This is a genomic window from Bartonella eidoli (genome assembly GCF_036576145.1).
Lineage (GTDB): Bacteria > Pseudomonadota > Alphaproteobacteria > Rhizobiales > Rhizobiaceae > Bartonella.
The window spans coordinates 1-1,746 of record NZ_JBAFWX010000012.1; the positions used below are offsets into that span (position 1 = coordinate 1).

1 pseudogene is annotated in these 1,746 nt (G+C 39.3%); it reads right to left on the reverse strand.

What is annotated here, in order from left to right:
• Nucleotides 1-1,746: pseudogene (locus V5N68_RS06095) on the reverse strand (hypothetical protein); the annotation flags it as partial.

The following is a 1,746-nucleotide window of genomic DNA, read 5'->3' on the forward strand; positions in this document are numbered from 1 at the left end:
TAGTAAATTTACTATTAATGCCTTCGAAAGATTCATTTACAGCAGCAAATGCTTCAGAAACAGTACCATAATTCCCTTCTGTACTACTTCCTTCAGACCCAATTTTTTTAACTTTAAAGTTCGGGGCAGTAGTCCACTCACCATCTTCATATTCAGCATCACCCCCCAAATATGTAGCAAGCTTATTACCCATCGAATAGAGCTGTGAACCATTAATCGCTTCATCAGAAGACGAAGAAATCTTACCATCCTTAACACCAGAAATACTACGCGATGCACCCTCACTGTTCGCAACAGTAATTTCTGAACCACCAGTTGCTCCACCAATTGTGATAGCGCTATCCTGATCATCCTGTTTCACAAAAAGATTTTTCTTTACGCCTGAAAGTTCATTAGTAAATTTACTATTAATGCCTTCGAAAGATTCATTTACAGCAACAAAAGCCTCAGAAACAGTACCATAACTCTCTTCTGTAGCGCTTCCTCCAGACCCAATTTTTTTAACTTTAAAGTCTGGAGCAGTCCACTCACCATCTTCATATTTGGCATTACTGTCTAAATATGTAGCAAGCTTATTACTTACTGAATGAAGCTGTGAACCATTAATTGCTTCATCGGAAAATTCAGAAACCTTACCATCCTCAACGCCAGAAATACTACGCGATGCACCCTCATTGTTCGCAACAGTAATCTTTAAACCACCAGTTGCTCCACCAATTGTGATAGCGCTATCCTGATCATCCTGTTTCACAAAAAGATTTTTCTTTACGCCTGAAAGTTCATTAGTAAATTTACTATTAATGCCTTCGAAAGATTCATTTACAGCAACAAAAGCCTCAGAAACAGTACCATAACTCTCTTCTGTAGCGCTTCCTCCAGACCCAATTTTTTTAACTTTAAAGTCTGGAGCAGTCCACTCACCATCTTCATATTTGGCATTACTGTCTAAATATGTAGCAAGCTTATTACTTACTGAATGAAGCTGTGAACCATTAATCGCCTCATCAGAAGATTCAGAAATTTCACCACTTTCCACACCAGAAATACTACGCGATTTACCCTCACTGTTCGCAACAGTAATTTTTAAACCACCAGTTTTTCCACCAATTGCAATAGAATCAGCAGACTCCCCTTGCGTTACAAGGAGACTTCCCCTGATGTCAGCCTGCACATTTTTAATCTTAGTGCTCACATTATTAATTTCAGTGCTCAAACCTGAAACAGCGTTATTAACCCCTTCAAAAGCACTAGCAACATCTTCATAAACCTTCTTCTCACCTTGTGTCCCGCCACTTTCAATTTGCGTAATCTCAAATTGAGGACCTGTCCACTCACCATCTTCATATTCAGCATTACTATCTAAATATGCAGCAAGCTTATTACTTACTGAATGAAGCTGTGAACCATTAATCGCTTCATCAGAAGACGAAGAAATCTCACCACCCTTAATACCAGAAATACTACGCGATTCACCCTCACTGTTCGCAACAGTAATTTTTAAACCACCAGTTTTTCCACCAACTGCAATAGGATCAGCAGACTCCCCTTGCGTTACAAGGATACTTCCTTTGATGCCAGCCTGAACATTTTTAATCTCAGTGCTCACATTATTAATTTCAGTGCTCAAACCTGAAACAGCGTTATTAACCCCTTCAAAAGCACTAGCAACATCTTCATAAACCTTCTTCTCACCTTGTGTCCCGCCACTTTCAATTTGCGTAATCTCAAATTGAGGACCTGTCCACT